The following is a 16,189-nucleotide window of genomic DNA, read 5'->3' on the forward strand; positions in this document are numbered from 1 at the left end:
GCACACGCGCCGCGGGTAGGGTCGCTCTCGCCCATGCACCGTCTCATCGTCGCCCTCCTCGCCGCCTTCGACGCCGCCCTGGCGGCCGCCGGCGGCATCGCCGTCGTCCTCGCACCGCTCGCCCTCCTGTGGGTCGTCGGTCTGGGCGACCCCGACTGGACGGCGCTCTGGCCCGCCGCCGCCGCCGTCTGGCACCTCGGGCACCTGGTGCCGATCACGGTCACCCTGCCCGACGCGTACCTGGCCGCGACCGGCATCGACCCGGCGCTCGCGACCTTCACCCTGTCGCTCGCACCCCTCGCCTTCGCCGTCTTCACGGGCCTGTTCGCGGCCCGCTCCGGCGTCCGCGCGGCCGAGGCGGGCGCCGCCGTCACCGGCTGGCTCTCGGGTTCCGCGGTGTTCGCCGGTCTGGCCGCGCTCATCGCCGTGTCGTCGGGGGCGCCGCTCGTGGCATCCGAGACCTGGCAGGCGATCCTGTTCCCCGCCCTCCTCTTCGCCGTGCCCGCGCTGCTCGGGGCGATCGTCGGGTCGTGGCGGGTCGGCGACGAGGGCCCGATCGACGCCCTCCGCGTCCGCCTCGACGACCTGCCGGAACCGTGGGGGCGTGTGCCCGCGCTGATCGCGCGGGGGCTCGGCGTGAGCGTGCTCGGCGTCGTCTCGGTGGGGGCGCTCATCGTCGTCGTGGGGCTCGTCGCCGGGAGCACGCAGATCATCGCGCTCTTCCAGGCGATGAACGTCGACGCCGTCGGCGCCACCGTGATCGCGCTGGCGCAGCTGACCTACCTCCCCACGCTCGTCGTGTGGGGCCTGTCCTTCGCGGCCGGTCCGGGGTTCGCGGTGGGCACCGACACCGCGGTCACCCCGGCGGGGACGCAGGTCGGCGTGCTCCCCGGCATCCCGGTCCTCGGCGCCGTCCCCGAGACGACCACGCCCTGGCTGCTGCTGCTCGTGCTGCTGCCCGTGGGCGTGGGCGCGCTCACCGGGTGGATCCTGCGAGCGCACCTGCCCGCGACACGCGACCCCGAGCCCGTCGGCCCGCGGCTCACCGTCGCGGTCGCCGTGGCCGCGCTGACCGGCGGGGCGGGGGCGCTGCTCGCGGTCCTCGCGCGCGGGTCCATGGGCCCCGGTCGTCTCGCCGACACCGGTCCCGAACCCGGTCCCCTCGCCCTCACGCTGGGTCTCGAGGTGTTCGTCGGCCTCGCCATCCTGCTGCTGTCGCCGCGCGTCGGCGCGCCCGTCGCGGAGATCGCGCCGGCCCGCCCCGCCGCGACCCGCACCCCCGTGATCCCGCGCTCCCTCTTCGACCCGCACACCGGCGAGCACCCCGTCGTCCCCGCCCGGCCCGGCGACGACAGGACGCGGGATGCCGCCGACCCGGCGCCGTCACCGGGTTCGAGCGGCATCGGGTCCGACGTCGACCACGCCTGGCCCACGGCGCCGGTGCCCCGCGCGGACGCGGGGCCGGCCGCGGACACCGCCGACCTCAGCGACGACGAGGTGCGGGCGCGCATCCGCGACGCCTGGGCCTCCCCGGAGTGGGGCCGCTCCGGCGACGAGCCGCGCGACCGCTGACCCGGCGGGCGGCCGCGGCCCGTCTCGCCGTCGCGGTGTCCGCCCGCCGTCTCCGCGGTGGTCCGGTGCGGGCGGAGGCATCCCCGTAGACTGTCGGCGTGCTCACGGTCGCCGTCCTCATCTCCGGCACCGGCTCGAACCTCCGCGCCCTGCTCGAGGCGGCCTCCGCCCCCGACTTCCCGGCGCGCGTGATCGCGGTCGGTGCCGATCGCGAGGCCGCCGGCTTCGCGCACGCGGAGGAGTTCGGCATCCCCACCTTCCTCGTCCCGTACTCGTCGTTCGCCTCGCGTGACGAGTGGGGGGCGGAGCTCGGCGAGCAGCTCGCCGTGTGGCAGCCCGACCTCGTCGTGCTGAGCGGCCTCATGCGTCTGCTCCCCGCCGACCTCGTCGCGCAGTGGGAGCCGCGCATCATCAACACGCACCCGGCGTACCTGCCCGAGTTCCCCGGCGCGCACGGCGTGCGCGACGCACTCGCGGCCGGCGTCACGCAGACCGGGGCGAGCGTCATCGTCGTCGACAGCGGCGTGGACACCGGGCCGATCCTCGCGCAGGAGCGGATCCCCGTCCTCCCCGGCGACGACGAGGACGCGCTGCACGAGCGCATCAAGCCCGTCGAGCGCCGTCTGCTCATCGACGTCGTCCGGCGGATCGCCGAGGGCGACCTCGACCTCGCCGCCGAGGCATCCGCCCCCCGAACCGTCTGACCCGCGGGACGGCATCCGTCCGTCGCGCCCCGAGAACCCGACACGAGACACAGGAGCCGCAGCATGGCCGGACCCCGCCACGACCCCGCCGACTACCGTCCCCGTGACGTCGTCCCGATCCGCCGCGCGCTGGTGTCGGTCAGCGACAAGACCGACCTGCTCGTGCTCGCCGAGGCGCTCGCCGGCGCCGGCGTCGAGATCGTGTCGACCGGCGGCTCGGCCACTCTTCTGCGCGAGGCCGGATACGAGGTCACCGACGTCTCCGCCGTCACCGGTTTCCCCGAGTCGCTCGACGGTCGCGTGAAGACGCTGCACCCGAACGTGCACGCGGGCCTGCTCGCCGATCTGCGGCTCGCCTCGCACGAAGCGCAGCTCGAGGAGCTCGGCATCCGGGCCTTCGAGCTCGTGGTGGTCAACCTGTACCCGTTCGTCGAGACCGTGGCATCCGGTGCCCAGGGCGACGACGTCGTCGAGCAGATCGACATCGGCGGCCCCGCCATGGTGCGCGCCTCGGCGAAGAACCACGCGAACGTCGCGATCGTCGTCTCGCCCGAGTCGTACCCCGCGATCATCGAGGCCCTGCGCACCGACGGCGGGACCTCGCTCGTGCAGCGCCGCGAGCTCGCCGCCCGCGCCTTCTCGCACACCGCCGCGTACGACACGGCCGTGTCCACGTGGTTCGCGGAGGGGACGCTCGGCGACGACATCGACCTGCCCGCGCACCTCACCATCCAGGCCGAGCGCCTGAACACGCTGCGCTACGGCGAGAACTCGCACCAGCGCGCGGCCATCTACTCCCGCGTCGGCGGTCACGGCATCGCCCAGGCGACCCAGCTGCAGGGCAAGGAGATGTCGTACAACAACTACGTCGACGCCGACGCCGCCCTGCGCGCCGCGTTCGACATGGTCAAGCCGGCCGTCGCCATCATCAAGCACGCCAACCCGTGCGGCATCGCCGTCGCGGCGCCGAACGCGCTCGACCCGATCGCGTCGGCCCACCTGCGCGCGCACGAGTGCGACCCGGTGTCGGCGTTCGGCGGCGTCATCGCCGCCAACCGCACCGTCACGCTGAAGATGGCCGAGAACCTCCGCGACATCTTCACCGAGGTCATCGTCGCGCCCGACTTCGAGCCCGAGGCCCTCGAGGTGTTCGCGCTGAAGAAGAACCTGCGCGTGCTGCGCCTTCCCGCCGACTGGCAGCAGGAGCGGATGGACGTGCGGCTGCTGTCGGGCGGTCTCCTCCTCCAGGATGCCGACCGGTTCCCCGCCGACATCGAGTCCGTCGCGAAGGACTGGGAGCTCGTCTCGGGCGAGCGTCCCGCGCCGGAGGACATGACGAACCTCATCTTTGCCTGGAAGGCGTGCCGCGCGGTCAAGTCGAACGCGATCGTGCTCGCCAAAGGCTCGGCGACCGTCGGCATCGGCATGGGGCAGGTCAACCGCGTCGACTCGTGCCGCCTCGCGGTGGAGCGTGCCGGGGACCGGGCGGCCGGGTCGATCGCGGCATCCGACGCCTTCTTCCCCTTCGCCGACGGGCCCCAGGTGCTGATCGACGCGGGCATCTCCGCGATCATCCAGCCCGGCGGCTCGGTCCGCGACGCGGAGGTCGTCGACGCCGCGCGCGCGGCCGGCGTGACGATGTTCTTCACGGGGGAGCGCCACTTCTTCCACTGAGCCGCGGGTCGCCGTTTGTCCGGCCGGCGGCGGGGTGGGGCGCCCGAAGTGGCCCCGGGGCGCCGTAAGTGGCCCCGGGGCCACTCGGCGCTGTGCCACGAGGCGCTGTGCCACTCGGCGCTGGGGCCACTTGGTGCCACTCGTGTTCGCGCTCGGCGCTCGACTGCTCGGTTTGCGCCGGCGCGGTTGTGTGCGGCCTTGGGGCGCCGGAAGTGGCCCCGGGGCGCCGTAAGTAACCCCGGGGCCACTCGGCGCTGTGCCACGAGGCGTGCGGCCATTCGGCGCTGTGCCACTCGGCGCTGGGGCCACTCGGCGCTGGGCCACTCAGGTTCTGCCACTCAGCGCTCGGCGCTCGACTGCTCGGTGCGCCGGCGCGGTTGTGTGCGGCCTCGGGGCGCCCGAAGTGCCCCCGGGGCGCCGTAAGTGGCCCCGGGACCACTCGGCGTTCGGCCATTTGACGCTCGGCCGGTGCCCCGGCGCGGTTGTGTGCCGCCTCGGGGCGCCGGAAGTGGCCCCGGGGCGCCGTAAGTGGCCGCGGGGCCACTGCCGTGACGCGGGAGAGAACAGCGGGGCAGCGCCCGCGGTCAGGCGGAGTCGCGACCCAGCGTCTCCAGCAGCCGCAGCCACACCTCGCTGACCGTCGGGTACGACGGCACCGCGTGCCACAGCCGCTTCACCGGGACCTCACCGACGATCGCGATCGTGGCGGAGTGCAGCAGCTCGGCGATGTCGGGCCCGACGAAGGTCGCGCCGACGAGCACGCCGCGGTCGAGGTCGACGATCGCGCGCGCCTGGCCGACGTACGCGTCGGACTGCTCGCTCGATCCCGCGACGCTCGCCAGGTCGTAGTCGAGGACCTTCACGTTCAGGCCCTTCTCCTCGGCCTTCGCGGCGGTGAGGCCGACGGACGCCACCTCCGGGTCGGTGAACGTCACCTGCGGCACCGCGTCGTGGTCGGCGGTCGCGACGTGCGCGCCCCACGGGGCGTCGTCCACCTCGCCGCCCTGCGCGCGGGCGGCGATGACGTCGCCGGCGGCACGGGCCTGGTACTTGCCCTGGTGCGTCAGCAGTGCGCGGTGGTTGACGTCGCCAACGGCGTACAGCCAGTCGAAGCCGTGGACGCGCAGCGTGTCGTCCACGTCGAGCCACTCGCCGGCGGCGAGGCCGACGGCGTCGAGGCCGAGGTCCTCGGTCCGCGGGGTGCGGCCCGTCGCGACGAGGACCTCGTCGGCCGTGACGGTGGACCCGTCGGAGAGCTCGAGCACCTTGGCGCCGTCGTCTCCGCGGCGGGCACCGGTGGCATCCACCCCGGTCTTCACCGTGACACCGCGGTCGCGCAACGACGCCGCGACGAGCTCGCCGGCGAACGGCTCGTTCCCGCCGAGGAGGCCGGAGCGGGCGATGATCGTCACCTCGGAGCCGAGGGTCTGGAACGCGGTCGCCATCTCGGCGCCGACGACTCCGCCGCCGAGGATCGCGACCGAGCGGGGGACCTGCTGGACGGCCGTGGCCTCCCGGCTCGTCCACGGCTCGATGTCGGACAGGCCCGGGATGCCGGGAAGCAGCGCCGCCGATCCCGTGCAGACGGCCACGGCGTGGCGCGCGACGAGGTCGGTGGTGGTCCCGTCCTCGGCGGTGACCTGCACGGTCTTCTCGCCGGTGAGGCGCCCGTGTCCGCGGACGAGGTCGATGCCGGCGCCCTGCAGCCACTCGACCTGTCCGGAGTCGTTGTAGTCGCTGGTCATCGTGTCGCGGCGGCGGAGGACGGCGGCGACGTCGAGGTCGCCGGTGACCGCCTGCTTCGCACCGTCGACGTCGCGCGCCGCGCGCAGGGCCGCGCCGCTGCGCAGGAGCGCCTTCGACGGCATGCATGCCCAGTACGAGCACTCGCCGCCGACGAGCTCGGACTCGACGATGACGGCGGTCAGTCCCGCCTGCACGGCGCGGTCGGCGACGTTCTCGCCGACGGGGCCGGCGCCGATGACGATGAGGTCGTATTCGCGTTCGCTCATGTCGGCCACGGTACCGATGGCGATCCGCGCGCGCCGGGGGTTGCGCCTCGGGGCTTGCGTGTCGCGGCATGCGGTCCCCGATCCCGTCGCCCCGTTCGGGGCGCGTTCCGGCGGTCGGGGCGCGTGTCATCCGCCCCGTTCGGAGAACCCGCCCCACGCACTCCGGAGGACGACGGGGCCGTGCGAAACGGGCCGTTGACGCGACGCCTGAACCGGTTTAGTCTGAAGCAACTGAACCGGTTTAGGGCCGGAATCGACACGACGGAGTGACCGATGACGAATGAGACGCGACCGACCATCGCCGACGTCGCCCGCCGCGCCGGCGTGAGCAAGGGTCTGGTGTCCTTCGCCCTCAACGGCCGCGCCGGCGTCGCCGCCGACACCCGCGAACGCATCCTCTCCGTCGCGGCGGAGATGGGCTGGAGCCCCAGCCTCCGCGCGCGCTCGCTGAGTGTCGGCCGCGCGTTCGCCTGCGGCCTCGTCATCGGCCGCAGCCCCGACGTCATCGCCGCCGACCCGTTCTTCCCCACGTTCATCGCGGGCGTCGAGGACGAGTTCTCCGTCTCGGGACAGGTGCTCGTGCTCGCCGCCGCCACCCCCGGCCGGCAGGAGGCCGAGACCTACCGCGGCCTGGTCGCGGACCGCCGGGTCGACGGCGTGATCCTGTCCGACCTGCGCGCCGACGACCCGCGGATCGACCTCGTCGCGAGCCTCGGCACCGCCGCCGTCACCCTCGGCGTGCCCGACGTCACCAGCCCCTTCACCTCCGTGTCCGTCGACGACGGTGCCGGCATCCGCCTGGCGGTCGACCACCTGGCCGATCTCGGGCATCACGACATCGCCCACGTCGCCGGACCCACCGACATGCTGCACGGACGGCACCGCACGGCCGCCTTTACCCACGCCGCTGCGGCCCGTGGCATCCGCGCCCGTGTCGTGCATACCGACTTCAGCGCCGCCGACGGCGCCCGCGCCACGAACGGGCTCCTGGATGCCGCGGACGCACCGACCGCCATCGTCTACTCCAACGACAACATGGCCATCGCCGGTCTCGGGGTCGCCCAGCGCCGCGGCCTGGACGTGCCGGGCGACCTGTCGATCACCGGCTTCGACGACGTCGAGCTCGGCCGGCACCTGTACCCGGCCCTGACCAGCGTCTCCACCGACGCCCGCGGCTGGGGCGCTGCCGCGGCCCGGGCGCTGCTCGCCGCGATCGGCGGCGCCGAGCCCGAGCAGCTGATGCTGCCCGACCCCGGTCTCATCGTGCGCGCCTCCACCGGCGCTCCGCGCGACGGCCACAGCCCCGCGCGCCCGCGGCGGGCCTCCGCGCCCGACGAGGCGCCCTCGACCTGACGTACCGCGGGTCTCGCCCCGCACCCACCAAGGAGGAAGACATGCGACGACGCATTCTCGCCACAGCAGCAGCCGCCACCGGCATCCTCGCCCTCTCCGCATGCAGCGGAGGCGGCGGCGGAGCCGGGGGAGGCATGGACTCCCGCGGCGACATCACCATCTGGTACTCCAACAACGACGCGGAGATCGCCTGGGGAGAGCAGATGGTCGAGGCGTGGAACGCCGACCACCCGGACGAGCAGATCACCGCGCAGGAGATCCCCGCCGGCTCCTCGAGCGAGGAGGTGATCGGCGCGGCCATCACCGCCGGCAACGCCCCGTGCCTCATCTTCAACACCTCGCCCGCCGCCGTCCCGGGCTTCCAGCGCCAGGGCGGCCTCGTGAATCTGTCGGACTTCCCCGACGGCGAGGACTACATCACCGAGCGCAGCGGCGATCTCGCCGACCAGTACCGCTCCGACGACGGCGGCTTCTATCAGCTGCCGTGGAAGAGCAACCCGGTCATGATCTTCTACAACAAGGACCTCTTCGCACAGGCCGGACTCGACCCCGAGAACCCCGCGCTGTCGACGTACGACGAGTTCCTGCAGACGGCGCGCACGCTCACGAGCGCCGGCGTCTCGCCCTACGCCATCAATCCGGCCCCGACGAGCGAGTTCTTCCAGTCCTGGTTCGACTTCTACCCGCTGTACGCGGCGCAGACCGGCGGCACGCAGCTCGTCGAGGACGGCCAGGCCACCTTCGACGACGAGAACGGCGAGGCCGTGGCCGACTTCTGGCGCACGATCTACAGCGAGCAGCTGGCCGGCAACGAGCAGTACCAGGGCGACGCGTTCGCCGACGGGCAGGCCGCGATGGCCATCGTCGGCCCGTGGGCCGTCTCGGTCTACGGCGACAGCGTCAACTGGGGCGCCGTGCCCGTGCCGACGGAGCAGGGCACCCCGGCCGACGAGACGTGGACCTTCAGCGACGCGAAGAACGTCGGCCTCTTCACCGCGTGCGAGAACAAGGCGACCGCGTGGGACGTCCTGAAGTTCGCCACGAGCGAGGAGCAGGACGGGATCTGGCTCGACGAGACCGGGCAGATGCCGCTGCGGCAGGACCTCACCGACACCTACGCGGAGTACTTCGCCGAGAACCCCGCCTACGAGCAGTTCGGCGACCAGGCCGCGCGCACCGTCGAGGTGCCCAACGTGCAGAACTCGGTCGAGATCTGGCAGGCCTTCCGCGACGCCTATTCGCAGGCGGTCATCTTCGGCGAGGGCGACGTGTCGACCTTCCTGTCGGATGCCAAGACCCAGATCGACCAGCTGGCGGGGAGCTGACATGTCGGCCAGCGTCGCAGGCACGGCCGGTCGCACCGGGGGAAACCCCGGGCGGCCGGACCGCGCCCCGGGTGCGGAGGCCGACACGGACCGACGCCGGCGGCGCCGCCCGTTCGGGGCCCAGCCTCTCGGCATCCTGTTCTCGGCCCCCTACCTGGTGTTCGTCGGGATCGTCTTCGCGTACCCGGTGGTGTTCGCGGTGTGGATGTCGTTCCACGACTACTTCTTCACCGCGCCGGGTGCCCAGGTCGACCGCCCGTTCGTGGGCCTCGACAACTACGTGACCGCGCTGAGCGACCCCGCCGTCTGGCGGTCGTTCGGCAACGTCGGCATCTTCCTGCTCATCAACGTGCCGCTCACCGTGGTGCTGTCGATCCTGCTGGCCACGGCGCTGGACCGCGTGGTGCGCGCACGGACGTTCTTCCGCGTGGCGTTCTACGTGCCGTACGTGACCGCGTCGGTGGCGGTGGTCGCGGTCTGGCTCTTCCTGTTCTCGAACACGGGTCTGGTCAACAACGCGCTCGGCCCGCTGGCGCCCGACCCGTCGTGGCTGGTCAACTCGTCGCTGGCGATGCCGACGATCGCCCTCTTCGTCACGTGGAAGGGGCTGGGGTTCTACATCCTGCTCTACCTCGCGGCCCTGCAGAACGTGCAGCGCGAGCTGTACGAGTCCGTCGCGGTGGACGGCGGCGGCCGCATCCGCCAGTTCTTCGCCGTCACCGTGCCGGGGGTGCGTCCCGCGACGTTCCTCGTGGTGCTGCTGGCGACCATCACCGGCGCCAACCTCTTCACCGAGCCCTATCTGCTCACGAACGGCGGGGGGCCCAACGGCGCCTCCACCTCGCCCGTGCTGCTGATCTACCAGAAGGGCATCGAGCAGCAGAACCCCGACGTGGCCGCGGCCATCGGCGTGGTGCTGATCGTCTTCGTGCTCGTCATCGCGCTGCTGCAGCGCCGGTTCGTGGGAAGGGAGGAGTCGTGAAGAGCAAGATCGCGACCTACGCCGTCCTCAGCGTCGGGGCCCTGGCGTTCCTGTTCCCCTTCTACTACATGGTCGTCGGGTCGCTGCAGACCAGCCCGGACCCGTCGATCTCGGGGGCGTTCCCGCACCCGTCCAACCTCACGACCGCGAACTACACGGCGATCGACGGCCGCATCGACCTGCTGCAGGGGCTGGCGAACTCGGGCATCTTCACCGGCGGCGTGATCCTCGGCACGATCGTGTTCGGCGTCCTCGCCGGCTACGCGCTCGCGGTGCTCCGGTGGCGCGGCCGGTCGGCCACCTTCGCGCTCGTCCTGCTCGTGCAGGTCGTGCCGTTCCAGCTGCTGATGATCCCGCTCTACGTGCTCATCGCCCGGGACTACGGGCTGAGTGACAGCTACCTCGGGATGATCCTGCCGTTCTTCATCAACTCCACGGCGGTGGTGATCTTCCGGCAGTACTTCCTGCAGCTGCCCAAGGAGCTGTTCGACGCCGCCCGCATCGACGGGGCGGGGGAGTTCCGCCTCCTGTGGAGCGTCGCCCTTCCCCTCGTGCGGCCGGCGCTGCTGACGGCGGTGCTGCTGACGTTCATCGGTCCGTGGAACGAGTTCCTCTGGCCGTTCCTCATCACGAAGGAGGCGTCGATGCAGCCCCTCGCGGTCTCGCTCGCCAACTTCATCTCCACCATCGCCGCGTCGACGACCAACCCGTTCGGAGCGATGATGGCCGGCGCCGTCGTACTGGCCGCCCCCGCGGTGGCGCTGTTCCTGATCTTCCAGCGCTACTTCACCTCGAACGACCTCGGATCCGGAGTGAAAGGATGACAATGACCCCCGAATCCCCCGTCCCCTACCGCCTCACGCGCGTCGGGGTGGTGATGACCCCTCAGCCCGGCGACCCCGACGAGGCGGAGGGCGTGCTCAACCCCGCGTCCGGCCGTGGCCCCGACGGTCAGCTCTACCTGCTGCCGCGCCTGGTCGCGGAGGGCAACGTCTCTCGTGTCGGCCTGGCCCGCGTCGTCGTCGAGGACGGCATCCCCGTCGGCGTCGAACGGGAGGGCGTCGTGCTCGCCCCGGACCGGGGGTGGGAGCGCGGGGTCGGCAACGCCGGCACCGAGGACCCGCGCACGACGTGGATCGCCGCGCTCGGACTGCACGTGATGACGTACGTCGCGTACGGTCCCCTCGGCCCGCGCACGGCGCTCGCCGTGTCGGAGGACCTCCGCGAGTGGCGGCGCCTGGGCCCGGTGCTCTTCCGGTACCAGGAGGACCTCGACATGGACCTCAACCTGTTCCACAACAAGGACACGGTCTTCTTCCCCGAGCCGGTGACCGCCCCCGACGGGACCGAGGCCTTCGCGGTCCTCCACCGTCCGATGTGGGACGTCGGCGAGACGAAGCCCGGGCAGGGCGTCCGGGTGCCGGCGGGCATCGAGGACGAGCGGCAGTCGATCTGGATCAGCTACGTGCCGGTGGCATCCGTCCGGGAGGACCTCGCGAACCTCGTCCTCTGGGAGCAGCACCGTTTCGTTGCGGGGCCGCAGTTCCCGTTCGAGGAGGTCAAGATCGGGGGCGGTCCGCCGCCGCTGCGCATCCCCGAGGGGTGGCTCGTGCTGCACCACGGCGTGACCGGCGTGATCGACAGCGCGTTCTCGCAGCAGCAGAAGGTCAACTACGCGGCGGGAGCGTTGATCCTGGATGCCACGGACCCGAGCCGCGTGATCGCGCGGACGCCCGAGCCGCTCCTGGCCCCCGAGACCGACGACGAGCGCAGCGGCATCGTGCCGAACGTCGTGTTCCCCACCGCCATCGAGGAGATCGAAGGACGCCACTTCGTCTTCTACGGGATGGCGGACTCCAAGATCGGCGTCGCCCTGCTCGAGCGCACCGACTGAGACGTCCGCCCCGCCGGCCGACGATGACCGGTGCGGCGCGGACCGACGCGGGGGAGTCGGGTTTCCCCTCTGGACGAACCCGGCCCCCGCGTTGTGTACTGACCCCCTGCGAAAGGATCCCCCATGAACGCACGATGGAGTGCGCGCGGCCTCGCCGTCGTCGGCGCGGTCGCCCTCGCGATGCCCCTGTCGGTCGCCGCCCCGGCTGCCGCCTCGGCCGCCCTCGCGACCCGGCCGGCGCAGACGGCCGCCGGGCCGTTGACGACCCTCGACCACCTCGACTTCCTCCTCGACGAGGCCACCCCGCCGGCCGACGTCCCGGGCCACACGACCTACCGCCTGGAGCAGGAGCCGACGCTGCTCGCGCCGTGGACGTACGCGGACGCACGCGACGGCGGCACCTTCCAGCGCGTCGGCGGCGGCCCGCTCGACCCGGTCACCGGTGAGTGGGGCCAGGGCGCCTACAACGCCGATGACAACACCCGGGCCGCCGTCGTCTACGTGCGCCACTGGCAGCAGACCGGCGACACCGACAGCCGCCAGAAGGCGTACGAGCTGCTGCGGACCGTCGCCTACCACCAGACGACCGAGGGCCCGGACGCCGGGAACGTCGTCCTCTGGATGCAGCCCGACGGCGAGCTCAACGCGTCCGCCGAGCCCGTCGAGCTGCCGGACCCGTCCGACTCGGGCCCGAGCTACTGGCTCGCCCGCACCGTCTGGGCGCTCGGCGAGGGCTACGCCGCCTTCGCCGACGACGACCCCGCCTTCGCCGCCTTCCTGAAGGAGCGGCTCGCGCTGTCGCGCGGCGCGATCGAGCGCGATGTGCTGTCGAAGTACGGGCAGTTCACGACGGCCGACGGCATGCGCGTCCCCGCGTGGCTCATCGTGGACGGGGCGGATGCCACGGCCGAGGCGGTCCTCGGGCTGACGGCGGCCGTTCGCGCCGGCGACGAGGACTCGGCCACCGCGGCCCGCCGGCTGGCCGAGGGCGTGGCGGCGATGGCATCCGGCGACACCCGCCAGTGGCCCTACGGGGCGGTGCTGCCCTGGGCGCAGTCGCCCGCGGCCTGGCACTCGTGGGGCTCGCAGATGCCCGCCGCGCTCGCCGCGGCCGGCGACCTGTTCGGCGACGACGCCTTGCTCGCCCCGGCGGTCACGGACGCGACGAGCTTCACCACGACGCTGCTGACGGCCGGCGGACCGGACAACGGCTGGTTCCCGAGCCCGACCGACCGCGTGCAGATCGCCTACGGGGCCGACTCCCGCGTGCAGTCGCTGCTGGCGCTCGCCGACGTCACCGGGTCGACAGCGTTCGCCGAGCTCGCCGGCATCCAGGCCGCCTGGTTCTTCGGCGCCAACCGTGCGGGCGAGCCGATGTACGACCCGGCCACCGGTGTGACGTTCGACGGCCTGCAGGCCGACGGCAGCATCAACCGCAACAGCGGCGCCGAGTCGACGATCCACGGTCTGCTCACCGCCCTCGCGCTCGACGCGCACCCGGACGTGGCCGCGCGCGCGACGCAGCTGACGGACGTCGAGGACCGCGTCGGGCTCTCGTACGTCGAGGCGGAGGACGCGACCCGTACGGACGGCACCGTCTCGACGCCGGAGTCGTCGTGGACGGGCGAGGCGAGCTGGTCGGGCGATCGTCTGACGCTGTCGCCGCGGCAGAGCGCGACGTGGGACATCGGCACGGCGGAGTCGCGACGGTGGATCGAGCCGGTGGTGTGGATCGCGCCGGGGCAGAGCACGACCTCCGCCTGGCGGTCCGCGGGTCTGCTGCGGGTCACCGGCCCGGAGCAGGGCATCTCGCCGACGCCGGGCGCGCTCCTGCCGTACGGTCTCACGGCCCCGGTCTCGGCCGACCGCCGCGAGGTCTCGGTGACCGCGCAGCGCGGCGAGCTCGTCCTGGACGGGATCATCGTGCGCCCGTGGATCTCGCGTCTCGTGCTCGGCGGCGACACGGCCCGCACCGAGCTGGTGCACTCGAGCGCCCTCGCCGCGCAGCGCACGGACGTCGGAACGGACGGGCGCCCCACGACCGTGCGGGTGTACGACGCATCCGGCGCACTCGTTCGGACGGCGGCGGCGCAGGGAATCACGTCGGTCGTCGTGCCGGCGGGCGGGCTGGCGATCGCCGCGGACTGAGCGGGCTCGTCGGAGGGGAGGGGGCCGCGGCATCCCTCCCCTCCTGTTCCCCCGCCGAAGAGCGCTCCCTGCACCGAGGAACGCCCGCACCCGGCGTTTCCGCGTGCAGACGGCGTTCATCGGCGAATCGTCGTGTCCGATTTCCGCCAGCCGATGTCGCCGGGGCGGGGCAGGATGGATGCCATGCCCCCCACCGACGCGCCCGGCTTCGCCGAGCGGTACCGCGTGATCCAGTCGCGCGACCGCCGGTTCGACGGCCAATTCGTGACGGCGGTGCGCTCGACGGGGATCTACTGCCGCCCGAGCTGTCCGGCGCGGACGCCGAAGGAGTCGAACGTCACCTTCTACCCGACGTCGGCCGCCGCCCACGAGGCCGGTTTCCGTGCGTGCAAGCGGTGCCTGCCCGAGGCCGCTCCCGGGTCGCCGGCGTGGGACCTCCGCGGCGACGTCGCCGCCCGCGCCATGCGGCTCATCGCCGACGGCGTCGTCGACCGCGAGGGCGTCCCCGGACTCGCCGCGCGACTGGGCTACTCGCCGCGCCACCTCACCCGGCTGCTCGGCGCGGAGCTGGGGGCCGGTCCGCTCGCCCTCGCCCGCGCCCACCGCGCCCACACGGCGCGGGCGCTGCTCGTCGGCACCGACCTCTCCTCCGCGGACGTGGCGTTCTCGGCCGGCTTCGCGAGCGTCCGTCAGTTCACCGAGACCATCGGGGAGGTGTTCGGGATGCCGCCCCGCGAGCTCCGCGCCCGTCGCACGAGCGGGCACGGGGGAGACGCCGCACCGGGTGAGATCGACCTGGCGCTGCCTCTGCGCGGGCCGATCGACACCGTCGGTCTGTTCGGCTGGATGCGGGCGCACGCCATCCCCGGCGTGGAGGTCGGGGACGACCGGTCGTTCGCCCGCGTGGTGCGGATGCCCGGGGGACCGGCCTGGTTCGAGGTCCGTCAGGCCGACGACGGACGGCTGCGGCTCCGCGCCCGACTGACGACGCTCGCCGACCTCGGCACCCTCATCTCCCGCGTGCGGCGGCTGTTCGACCTCGATGCCGACCCCGTCGCGATCGACGAAGCCCTGGCCGCGCATCCCGAGCTGGCGTCCGCCGTCGCGGCCATCCCCGGCGTCCGGGTACCGGGCGCGATCGACGCCGACGAGATGCTCCTGCGGGCGATGATCGGCCAGCAGATCAGCGTCGCCTCGGCGCGCACCCTGCAGGGCCGGCTGACCGCCGAGCTGGGCGAGCCGGTCGACATCGCGCCCGAGCCCATGACCCTCTTCCCGGACCCCGCCGCGATCGCCAAGCGGGGCCTCGAGGTGCTGCGCGGGCCCGGCGCGCGCATGCGCGCCATCGTGGGCGCGGCCGCCGCCCTCGCGGACGGCTCCCTCGCGCTCGGCCCGGGCGACGACGGCCGTGAGCAGCGCGAACGACTGCTGGCGATGCGAGGCATCGGTCCGTGGACCGCCGACTACGTCCGCATGCGCGTGCTGGGCGATCCCGACGTGCTGCTGCCCGGCGACGTCGCCGCCCGCGCCGGTGCCGCGGCCCTGGGCCTGCCGTCGGAGCCGGCGGCGTTCACCGCCTGGTCGGAGCGGCTGGCGCCGTGGCGCAGCTACGCCATGGCCCACTACTGGTACGCCGCGCCGGTGACGCAGGCGTGGCGGACGCCCTCGGCCGAGTCCGCCGCGGCCGTCGTCGCCTCGCCGCGGCGACGGCGCGGGCGCGCAGGCGAGACCGCACCCGCCGTCTCCGCCGACACGACGCCCCCCGCGCCCCCCGCGGCCTCGCCGGGGGCGCGACCCGCACCTTCACGAGAGAGCGAGAACCACCGATGACCACCGCGACTCTGCAGTTCGTCGACACCCCCGACGGCCCGTTCGCGATCCTCGCCGACGAGGCGGACCGCGTCATCGTGTCCGGCTGGACCGCCGACGCGGACGCCGTGCTCGGCCGGCTGCGGCCCGCGCACCGGCCCACCGACGTCGCGGCGGGCCGGACGTCGGCCGCGGACGCCGTGCGCGCCTACTACGACGGCGATCACGCGGCGATCGACACGGTCGCCGTCGCCCAGCACGGCACTCCTCTGCAGCGCGCCGGGTGGGACGCGCTGCGGTGCATCGCCCCGGGAGAGCCGCTGACGTACACCGGGTTCGCCGCCGCCCTCGGCGCCCCATCCGCCGTCCGCGCCGCGGCGTCGGTGTGCGCGCGCAACGCGGTCGCCCTCTTCGTCCCCTGCCACCGCGTCCTGCGCGGCGACGGCACCCTCGGCGGCTTCGCCTGGGGCCCGGAGGTCAAGCAACGGCTCCTGGCCCGGGAGGGCGCGCGGCGCTGAGCCCGTGGCATCCCGGGTCCGCCGTCTCGGCCGCGGACGTCGAGGCGTCGGGGCTCGCCGCCCCGCCCTGCGTCGGGGTCCCCAGCGGACCCCCGCCCCGCGTCCGGGTACGCAGCGGACCCCCTGCGTCCGGGGCGGCAGCGGACCCCCGTTCTGCGTCCGGTGCGGCAGCGGACCCTTGCCCCCAGCGAATTCCCA

The 16,189-nt window shown here is 73.5% G+C and carries 12 protein-coding genes; 11 read left to right on the forward strand and 1 reads right to left on the reverse strand.

Features of this window, described 5'->3' with window-relative positions; translation table 11 throughout:
• The first annotated feature begins 33 nt into the window (after positions 1-33).
• The 3 genes from MRBLMI1_RS07875 (at position 34) to purH (ending at position 3,950) form a co-directional block, all read left to right on the forward strand.
• Positions 34-1,572, forward strand: coding sequence for a DUF6350 family protein (locus tag MRBLMI1_RS07875; RefSeq protein WP_367729250.1), 1,539 nt, complete (start codon positions 34-36; stop codon positions 1,570-1,572).
• Positions 1,573-1,670: 98 nt separating this feature from the next.
• Positions 1,671-2,276: a phosphoribosylglycinamide formyltransferase gene (purN, locus tag MRBLMI1_RS07880; protein ID WP_367729251.1), complete on the forward strand. Its 606-nt coding sequence runs from the start codon at positions 1,671-1,673 to the stop codon at positions 2,274-2,276.
• A 63-nt stretch (positions 2,277-2,339) separates the two neighbouring features.
• On the forward strand, positions 2,340-3,950 hold the full coding sequence (gene purH, locus MRBLMI1_RS07885) for a bifunctional phosphoribosylaminoimidazolecarboxamide formyltransferase/IMP cyclohydrolase (protein WP_367729253.1): 1,611 nt from the start codon (positions 2,340-2,342) through the stop codon (positions 3,948-3,950).
• Between the two features lie 584 nt (positions 3,951-4,534).
• Here purH and MRBLMI1_RS07890 read toward each other — a convergent pair.
• Positions 4,535-5,962, reverse strand: a complete 1,428-nt coding sequence (locus MRBLMI1_RS07890) for a dihydrolipoyl dehydrogenase family protein (protein WP_367729255.1) — start codon at positions 5,960-5,962, stop codon at positions 4,535-4,537.
• Positions 5,963-6,235: 273 nt separating this feature from the next.
• Between MRBLMI1_RS07890 and MRBLMI1_RS07895 the strand changes: the two genes are divergently transcribed.
• The 8 genes from MRBLMI1_RS07895 (at position 6,236) to MRBLMI1_RS07930 (ending at position 15,991) form a co-directional block, all read left to right on the forward strand.
• Positions 6,236-7,315: a LacI family DNA-binding transcriptional regulator gene (locus MRBLMI1_RS07895; protein WP_367729257.1), complete on the forward strand. Its 1,080-nt coding sequence runs from the start codon at positions 6,236-6,238 to the stop codon at positions 7,313-7,315.
• Between the two features lie 41 nt (positions 7,316-7,356).
• Positions 7,357-8,640 (forward strand): extracellular solute-binding protein, encoded by a 1,284-nt coding sequence (locus MRBLMI1_RS07900; RefSeq protein ID WP_367729259.1) that lies wholly within the window; start codon positions 7,357-7,359, stop codon positions 8,638-8,640.
• A 1-nt stretch (position 8,641) separates the two neighbouring features.
• Positions 8,642-9,622 (forward strand): carbohydrate ABC transporter permease, encoded by a 981-nt coding sequence (locus MRBLMI1_RS07905; RefSeq protein ID WP_367729261.1) that lies wholly within the window; start codon positions 8,642-8,644, stop codon positions 9,620-9,622.
• Positions 9,619-10,446 (forward strand): carbohydrate ABC transporter permease, encoded by an 828-nt coding sequence (locus MRBLMI1_RS07910; RefSeq protein ID WP_367729263.1) that lies wholly within the window; start codon positions 9,619-9,621, stop codon positions 10,444-10,446. The genes MRBLMI1_RS07905 and MRBLMI1_RS07910 overlap by 4 nt, the downstream gene beginning before the upstream one ends.
• A 2-nt stretch (positions 10,447-10,448) precedes the next feature.
• Complete coding sequence (locus tag MRBLMI1_RS07915; protein WP_367729265.1) at positions 10,449-11,516, forward strand: glycosidase; 1,068 nt, start codon at positions 10,449-10,451, stop codon at positions 11,514-11,516.
• A gap of 123 nt (positions 11,517-11,639) precedes the next feature.
• Positions 11,640-13,664: a hypothetical protein gene (locus tag MRBLMI1_RS07920; RefSeq protein WP_367729266.1), complete on the forward strand. Its 2,025-nt coding sequence runs from the start codon at positions 11,640-11,642 to the stop codon at positions 13,662-13,664.
• A 183-nt stretch (positions 13,665-13,847) separates the two neighbouring features.
• On the forward strand, positions 13,848-15,494 hold the full coding sequence (locus tag MRBLMI1_RS07925) for an AlkA N-terminal domain-containing protein (RefSeq protein WP_367729268.1): 1,647 nt from the start codon (positions 13,848-13,850) through the stop codon (positions 15,492-15,494).
• A complete protein-coding gene (locus tag MRBLMI1_RS07930) occupies positions 15,491-15,991 on the forward strand; it encodes a methylated-DNA--[protein]-cysteine S-methyltransferase (RefSeq protein WP_367729270.1) in 501 nt (166 codons plus the stop codon). Before MRBLMI1_RS07925 ends, MRBLMI1_RS07930 begins: the two co-directional genes overlap by 4 nt.
• Positions 15,992-16,189: the final 198 nt, after the last annotated feature.

It is taken from the genome of Microbacterium sp. LMI1-1-1.1 (genome assembly GCF_040815675.1).
Taxonomy (GTDB): domain Bacteria; phylum Actinomycetota; class Actinomycetes; order Actinomycetales; family Microbacteriaceae; genus Microbacterium.